Origin of the sequence: Flavobacterium gelidicaeli (genome assembly GCF_013294005.1) — a bacterium.
GTDB lineage: Bacteria > Bacteroidota > Bacteroidia > Flavobacteriales > Flavobacteriaceae > Flavobacterium.
The window spans coordinates 1-8,144 of the sequence record NZ_JABSNK010000026.1; the positions used below are offsets into that span (position 1 = coordinate 1).

The 8,144-nt window shown below is 28.5% G+C and carries 9 protein-coding genes; all 9 read right to left on the reverse strand.

Features of this window, described 5'->3' with window-relative positions; all coding sequences use genetic code 11:
• Nucleotides 1-259 precede the first annotated feature (259 nt).
• Complete coding sequence (locus tag HNP99_RS17435; protein WP_173854729.1) at nucleotides 260-661, reverse strand: hypothetical protein; 402 nt, start codon at nucleotides 659-661, stop codon at nucleotides 260-262.
• Nucleotides 658-1,206 (reverse strand): J domain-containing protein, encoded by a 549-nt coding sequence (locus HNP99_RS17440; RefSeq protein WP_173854730.1) that lies wholly within the window; start codon nucleotides 1,204-1,206, stop codon nucleotides 658-660. Before HNP99_RS17440 ends, HNP99_RS17435 begins: the two co-directional genes overlap by 4 nt.
• A complete protein-coding gene (locus HNP99_RS17445; RefSeq protein WP_173854731.1) occupies nucleotides 1,207-1,434 on the reverse strand; it encodes a hypothetical protein in 228 nt (75 codons plus the stop codon).
• A gap of 2 nt (nucleotides 1,435-1,436) precedes the next feature.
• A complete protein-coding gene (locus HNP99_RS17450; protein ID WP_173854732.1) occupies nucleotides 1,437-1,916 on the reverse strand; it encodes a hypothetical protein in 480 nt (159 codons plus the stop codon).
• Nucleotides 1,917-1,933: 17 nt separating this feature from the next.
• Nucleotides 1,934-2,392, reverse strand: coding sequence for a hypothetical protein (locus tag HNP99_RS17455; protein ID WP_173854733.1), 459 nt, complete (start codon nucleotides 2,390-2,392; stop codon nucleotides 1,934-1,936).
• A 207-nt stretch (nucleotides 2,393-2,599) separates the two neighbouring features.
• Entirely contained in the window at nucleotides 2,600-3,571 is a 972-nt protein-coding gene (locus tag HNP99_RS17460) for a peptidase associated/transthyretin-like domain-containing protein (RefSeq protein WP_173854734.1), read from the reverse strand.
• Between the two features lie 1,601 nt (nucleotides 3,572-5,172).
• The gene (locus tag HNP99_RS17465; RefSeq protein ID WP_173854735.1) at nucleotides 5,173-6,186 is read right to left on the reverse strand and encodes an IS30 family transposase; all 1,014 of its coding nucleotides are present in this window, start codon (nucleotides 6,184-6,186) and stop codon (nucleotides 5,173-5,175) included.
• A gap of 208 nt (nucleotides 6,187-6,394) precedes the next feature.
• The gene (locus tag HNP99_RS17470; RefSeq protein ID WP_173854736.1) at nucleotides 6,395-7,219 is read right to left on the reverse strand and encodes a hypothetical protein; all 825 of its coding nucleotides are present in this window, start codon (nucleotides 7,217-7,219) and stop codon (nucleotides 6,395-6,397) included.
• Between the two features lie 274 nt (nucleotides 7,220-7,493).
• On the reverse strand, nucleotides 7,494-8,009 hold the full coding sequence (locus tag HNP99_RS17475; RefSeq protein WP_173854737.1) for a hypothetical protein: 516 nt from the start codon (nucleotides 8,007-8,009) through the stop codon (nucleotides 7,494-7,496).
• Nucleotides 8,010-8,144 lie beyond the last annotated feature (135 nt).

An 8,144-nucleotide genomic window follows, 5' to 3' on the forward strand; every position in this document is an offset into this window, starting at 1 on the left:
AATACGTTCTTCTAATGATAATCGCTTGTAGGTTTTTTTCATAATTCAACAAAGATAAAATTTATCATTTGTTGCGTTAGGTTATTGAATTCTCCAAAATGGCAAAATATCTATTATAACGTTTCGCGGCTTGCAGAAGTGGCGAGCTTCGTAACCGTATATTTTCCGCTAAGATAAAATTTCTTGCGAAAGATAAACGTGAATTTACCACATATTTCGCCATTTCTGCAAACCGCTGTTAGCCGTTCGGTTTTCTTTGTTATAATCCATTTGTATCATTTGTTCTTTCTAAATATTGACTCCAATTTTCTAAATCTAGATTATTGAGATTATCTTTAGCAAATTTAATTCCGTCTTCTGATAAAATACCACATAATTCAAATGGTCCCATATCAAAAAATTTATGAAGTTTAGCTAAAATTAGATGAGAATTATTAAAAATAATTTTGCAATTCACACCATCTTCAAAAGTTTTATTAAAATGATTTTCAGACATTAATAAATTTTTGTTTTCAAAATTTTTGGTTGAAATCATTGCACCAATAAAGTCTGGAAAATGATAAGATTTGATAAATATGATATAATGACCTTTATTTTTATGATTTACAAATCCTTTTAAAATATAACCAACTTTGCAATTTTCAATTTCTACTATTTTCATTTTTTTAAATCATTTTGTGCAATATAAATTAGAGCTCCACCAAAAGCAAAACAAAACAACATTATTAAAAAGCCAAAACCTTGATTATTGTTTGTGTTTACCAAAGCAAAAAAGCCGAAAAATATCATAAATAAGCCAAATAGAAACATTAAAATAAGTGCAAATTTTGATGTTACTTTTTTTAACATAAATATTGAAGATTGTAAAAAATCATCAAAAGTCATTTTTGAAAAATATTCTGCTCTTTTATTAGCTTCTTTTTTTACGTATTCATATGTTTCACTTTTCGTGTTCTTTTCATTATCAAATTCTGCACTTTTTTTATTATAAAAATTTTTTCTGCGTTCATCAAAAATGTCTTTTGTAATTTTGTCTTTCAAAATTTCGTATGCTTCGAACACTTCTCTAAATTTTAAACTTGCATCACTAGATTTATTTTTGTCAGGATGAAATTCTTTTGCAAGTTCTCTAAATGCTTTTTTGATTTCTTCTAAAGTTGCATTTTCAGAGATGTTTAAAACTTTATAATAATCAATGAACTCCATTTACTTCATATTGTTTATTTCTTCATTTTCTTTTTTCTCCAATGAAGTTTTTTTGTCTTCAACGGTTTTTGTGGCGCTATAAAATAAATATGCTGGAATTAGTAGAAAAACCAATATTATAATTACATACATCATTGAGTTTTCAGGCTCTTCATTGCAAAGATCAATTCCGCTTTTGATAAAAGCATAGGTAAGTATTAGCGCAATAATTATTTTTAATGTTTTCATAATTACAATTTTGATAATTCTTTAATCAGCAAATCTTTGTTTTTGGTAAGATTTAAACCAACTGGCTGGTCGTAAGCATTGAAACTTATAAGTTTTATTGGTCGAGTTTTAAGTTCTGTTATGTCACGGTTTGTTAATACATACATTGACGTTGCAACATTTCTGCCATTCATATCTATTAGCTTATGCCACACAGGTGCAAGAGATAAACCTTTAGTTCCAGTTGTCTGAATAAGTAGATTTCCCGATAATTCTGTTGGTGATTTTTGTTTGAATAGAACAGTTACAGTTAAAAAATATTGCTTCGTATTTATGTTTTTATATAAAGAAAGTCCTGCTTCGTGTGAATTAGCTATCGCTACAGGAACTGGGTTAAAATATTTTAATGTTACACCATCTGGTCTATTTACAGTTTTTATTTCATTTTGAGAAAAGCTAACATTAGAAATAAGTAAAAGCGTTAAAAAAAGTAATTTTTTCATAAATAATAATTTAATAGTTAGTTAATAAAAGTTAGGGAATAAACTTTTTTGTTATCTTCTGGGTTTATCAATGATGATAAAAATATAGTTTCTTTATCCTTTGAATATGATTCAACTTCTATGTTGTTTTTAATTGAGGTTCCAGAACTTTTATATTCCGATTTTTTCAAATCTGCTAAAAGTGAATCATAGGAATCATTACTATATGTCAAAAAAACTAAAACTCCTTCTCCGTTAAATTGTATTATTTCTTCATTTTTCTCCGATTTCCATTGATCAGATTTTGGTTGACTATTTAAAAAAGCATAACCGTTTTTTTGTAAGTATTTTTCAATTTCTGTTTTTGGTTTGTAATTTATCGAATCCAAACCTTTAAATGTAATATGTGAATTAGTTTGAGCGGATAAATTTTTAGAATTTTCTTTACACGAAGTTAAAGAAATAGTTGCTAATAAAAGTAAAAGTACTTTTTTCATTTGTTTTTGGATTTGATTTAGATTGTTGTTATTCTGTTCACGTTTCTGTTGCGTTCCGCCAAACTGACGGCTAACGTGTCGCGGCTTGCAGAAGTGGCGAACTTCGTGACCGATTATTTTCGGCTAAGATAAAATTTCTTGCGAAAGATAAATGTGAATTTACCACATATTTCGCCATTTATGCAAACCGCTGTTGTAGGCAGGTTTTTATTCCATTAAATCAATTTTATAACCGATTCCGATATCAAAAATTGGATATTCCTTATTATTGTCATAAATGATAGGTTTTTCTATTTGTTTCCAATTCGATTCTGTCCCGTAATCAAATCTGAAAAATGTATTAGAATTTTTGTCACTTGCTGTAATTGGAATATTTGGTAGAATCCATTTTATAAATTTTCTATCAGGAAATTTTTTATTGATGTCATAAGGCATTTCAGTAATTAATAAGTTATTTTCATCAACTTTTCCAATAAATGTTAATACAACAAACAAACCATTTTCGGGAATTTTAATGTTTTTTTCAAACGTTGAGATAAAAGAATCATTTAAACGTTCTGAATTGATTATTTCATACTTATTGTAATCATATAATTTTTCACCGGGTTTATCATCTATAGATTTTAATATTTCTACTTTTATCAATGTTTTATATGGATATTTTTTTTCTGGATAAAAATCTTTTGTTGCATCGTTTGTCTTTTTAGATAAAGGAATTTCAATACTTTTTAAGAAGTTTATTTTGTTACCTGATGAATTTATTTTAAAAGCTAATTTTAAGCCGATTGCACTAAAAAACATTTCTTTGTAATTACTATGAATTTTAGGCTTTAAACTTATCGTTTTCAGTAATTTTAATTTTTCTTTTTTAATAACGATTTCATCTAATTTTATGATTTTTGGTTTTAAAAGTACAATTGAGTTATTTATTTTGTTCAAATCTATTTTTTTAGATTCATAAGATACGTGAGATATTTCAATTGAATTAATATTTAAATCAGAAATCATAATGTTACCCTTTTCATTTGAAAAAACACCAAAGCCATTTAGAAAATTCACATTAGCGTACTTTATTGGCAAGTTTGATATGCTATCTAAAACTATTATTTTTGTATTTTGTGAGTAAGAAAAATAAATATTAAATACTGCTAATAATGTAAATAAAAATTGTTTTTTCATTTTAAAATTTCTTTGTTAGTTTCAATTTTTCTCCTTTCTGCGATAAACTTGCCTACAACGGTTCCTGGCTTAGCTTGGTGGGGAACTTATAAGCAGATTATTTTTGGCTGTACGAATATATGAAAAAAAACGGAAATTCCACTAAATTCCCCATCATGCTAAACCAGTGTTGTAATATGTTTTTATCAGCAAAAAACCCCTCGTTATTCAATTTTTCGCCACAATACTTTTCGCCACAAACTGCATCATTTTCATTAAGCTAAATTATTTTCGGCTTAACGATTTCACCACAATCTATTTCGACGCAAACTGCATCACTTTAATTCAACCAATATACTTTCGGCTTAACGATTTTACAAAAATCTATTTCGACGCAAACTGCATCACTTTAATTGAAGCAAATTATTTTCGGCTTAACGATTTCGCCAGAATCTATTTTACATAAAACTTTTCAAATTTTCTTTGATAAACGACAACTTTTTGGATTACAGATTATTTTCTTAGTAGGAGTGAAGTAGGGAATTTTTCACCGCAAAATTCGGCGCTAAAATATATTACAACGTTTTGCGGCTTTGAAATGGTGGGGAAATCGTAAACGATAAATTTTCGGCTTAAAGAAAATTTGAAGCGAAACGATAATTCCACTAAAACCCCACTATTGCAAAACCGTTGTTAAGCAATGTAATTATACGACAATTTTATTTATATTTCGTGGATTTTGAATGAATTTTAGAAGTTTTCCGTCTAAATGGTTTTTATATTTTTCCTCTCCAACTTTCTCCACAAACACTTCGACAATCATTTTCCGTTTCAACTTTCGCCACAAACACTTCGGCAATCATTTTCCGTTTCAATTTTCGCCACAAATACTTCGGTAATCATTTTCCTTTTCAACTTTCGCCACAAACATTTCAGCAATAATTTTTCATTCCACATTCTGCTTAAGATGCTGATTTCAAAATATTTTCTACTTAATCATAAATGTGAATTTAAACAGATTTTTTTTTTGATATTATATTGCTTAACGTTCCTACGCTTTGCCGTGTTTGGGGCATGTAAAACGATTATTTTTGGTTAAACGAATATACGAATAAAAACGATAATTCCACTAAAACCCCAAATACGGCAAAACGTGTGTTGCAATATGTAATTTTTTTATAATTGTTCTTTTCGTAATCTATTTCGGGATAAACTACTTTTCTTAAAAAGAACCAAAGTATTTTTGGTTAAACGATTTTACCGATTTTTTTTTTTCGCGATCTGCATCATTTCAATATGCCAAAATATTTTCTGTTTAATGATTTCGCTATATTTTTTGTAAGCAAACTGCATCACATAATTAGAACGAAATACTTTCTGCTTGACGGTTTCATTCTGATTTTTTTTCAGCGCAAACTGCATCATTTTAATTAGACCAAAATACTTTCTGCTTTGCGATTATTTTCTAATTTTTTTTTAAGCACAAAGCGGCGGATTCAAGGGTCTAGCGCAACAGTGTTAGTTTTTTTTAATTAATCAAATTTAGTATTTTTCTTAGATAATGTGCTTAATTTTAGAATAACTTTTTTGGCTTTTTAAGGAGCCAAAAGTTATTTCCAAACTTAAGCCGTTGCTTGATTCATTTTGTTGATTTCCTCGCTTCTCATTTCATTAGGTGTCTTGAAACCTAAAACCTTTCTAGGTCTGTTATTTAGGTTGTTTTCTATTCGTTTTAGTTCTTCAATAGTTATTGTGTTAAAGTCGGTTCCTTTGGGTAAAAACCTTCTAATTAGTCCATTAGTATTTTCATTTGTTCCTCTTTCCCATGAGGAGTATGGATGTGCAAAATAAATATCCATTCCAGTTTTTTCTGAGAGCCATTTATGATTAGCCATTTCTATTCCGTTATCGTAAGTCATTGTTTTTCTGAGGTATTGAGGTTGTTTATTTAAGAGCTTTGCAAATTCGTGAGTTACTGTTTTGGATTTTCTGTTGTTGATTTTTACAATAATTAAAAATCTAGTTTTTCTATCTACAATGGTTCCAATAGCACTTTTGTGTGCTACACCAATCATTAAATCTCCTTCTAAATGTCCAGCTTCAAGGCGTTCCTCGATATATTTAGGTCTATCATCAATACTGACTTGGTCTTTGATTCGAGTTTTTTTTATACCATATTTCCTTTTGTCCCGTCTTTTGTGATGATGATAGGGTAGAAGTTTGATTAGTTTTTTACCCAACGTAGATTGTCTAAATCTATAAATATGCTTATAAATAGATTCGTAAGAAATGGACATAATAGGGTCATTTGGGTATAATACCTTGATTTGTCCAGCCATTAATTCAGGGCTCGTCCCCTTTAATAAACTTCTATAAATGAACATTTTAAGTCTGGGATGTGAGTTTATTTTATCTTGAGTTCTTTTGATTTTATTGTTTTCTAAAGCATACCAATGTGCTAAATCAGCCTTGTAGATGTCGGTTGGCTTTAATATCCAAAGTTTCACTTCTTTGGTAATGGTGGATCTATTTCGGTTTACTTGTTTTGCAATGTAGCTTTTGGACTTATTTTCCTTGAGTAAAGTCTCAATTATAATACGTTCTTCGAAGGATAATCTTTTGTACTTTTTTTCCATAATTCAACAAAGATAAAATTTATCATTTGTTGCGTTAGGTTCTTGAATTCTCCAGCTCGGCAAGATTATATATTGCAACGTGTTGCGGCTTGCAGAAGTGGCGAACTTCGTGACCGATTATTTTCGGCTAAGATAAATTTTCTTGCGAAAGATAAACGTGAATTTACTACATATTTCGCCATTTTTGCAAACCGCTGTTAGCTGATGTTTATTTATATTTCTTTAAGACTACATTAATATTATTTATTAAAGATTCTGTATTATTAATTAATAATTCGAGTTCAATTTTTTTCTTAGCTAAATGCCTTTCAATTGTTGCTGTTCGTTGTTTTTTTTGCACATCAATAAAAACCATATTATTTTTATCTGTTGGATATTTATATGAAATCTGTAAAGGTGTGTGGTTGTAAATAAAATTAACTCTATTATAAATATTTAAAATTAAATTAAAATCTTGTGGGTCTTTATTAAAAATTTTTAGATAGTTTGATAAATTATTTGATTTGAATATTCGGTCGTTAAAATCGATATGGTTGCTATAATATTTGATTTTTGTATCTTCCAACTCTTCAAGACATTTATGAATTTCAGGAACTATTCTTTCTGCACTAGGTTTTATTCTAATATCCAAATCGTAGAGAATAACTTTTTTAAGCATCTCAAGTTCTTCAAGTTCTTTACGCTTTTCATTATTTATTTCCTCAGTAAGTATATCATTTGACTTTTTTTGCTCTTTAAAAGCTATATAAACGAGTATAGCACCAATTCCATTTATGAATGGAGAAGTTAGACCGCCAATTGTGTCGCCTATTTGACCTGTTTCACTAAAATTATATTCTTTAAAAACTGAGAGTGTAAAAAGATATGGAACTAGAAAAACTATTATTAGAATTATTACTATTATTCCAATAGTATCAACATTATCTTTAGATTCTATTTTTTTGAAGTTTTGTAAAGTTCTTAATAATATGAAATTATGTCTAAAAAGAATGATTATAATTATAAAACATAAACTGATAAAAATTGCTGTCATTTGTTGTGTTAGGTTATTAAATTCTCTAGTTTTTCTTTAAATATCAGCTAACGTCTTGGCGCTTGGCGAGGTTGGGGACTTTTGAAACCGAGTATTTTCGGCTGAACGTAAAGGTAATGAAAAAACGCCAATTCCACTAAAACCCCAATCTCGCCAAACGGCTGTTATGCCTTCGGTTTTTTCGCCACAATTTTTTTAGTAACAATTTTCTGTTCAGCTTCAGCAACGTTTAAGTATAAAGTAATTTTAAAAAAATGTTTTATGATTAAAGTTGTTATTTACTTTTTTTAGAATTTGAATGAGTTGAAGTACTATCCTTTTTTTGGGTTAAAATTAAAGTACGCAATTTAGATAATTCCGATTCCATTTCTGATTTGGTTAATTGTTCTACTTTTGCATCTTCTTTTTTTGTCAGAGTTTTTATAATGTCATAAGCACTATATAAACCACCAAATAAACCAAATATAAATAAAGGCCAAAATGTTTTAATTTGCCATTCAGATAGTTTAGATTCATTATGCAGTTTTTTACGTTCCACCTTTTGATCTGTAACTTCTTGTTCGAGTTCTAATTCCAATATTTTTAAAGTATTTTTACCGAGTTCGGTTAACTTAGTATGTGTATTTGAGTCTAGTAAAGAGTTATTAGCAAATTCAGCATATATTTGGTTATATTTCGCCCATCCTAGATTGTCTTTAACTAAGTCAAAAAAACTATCTGAATTGAGGTTCTTAGATTCGTTTTCTAATTTTGTTCTAAGAAATAATATTTTTAATTCTTTATCATTCATATTTTTTGGATTTCTTCTGCGGTTTTTTAAACTGAGGCATAACGTTTTGCGGCTTTGAAATGGTGGGGGAATCGTAAACGATAAATTTTCGGCTTAAAGAAAATTTAAAGCGAAACGATAATTCCACTAAAACCC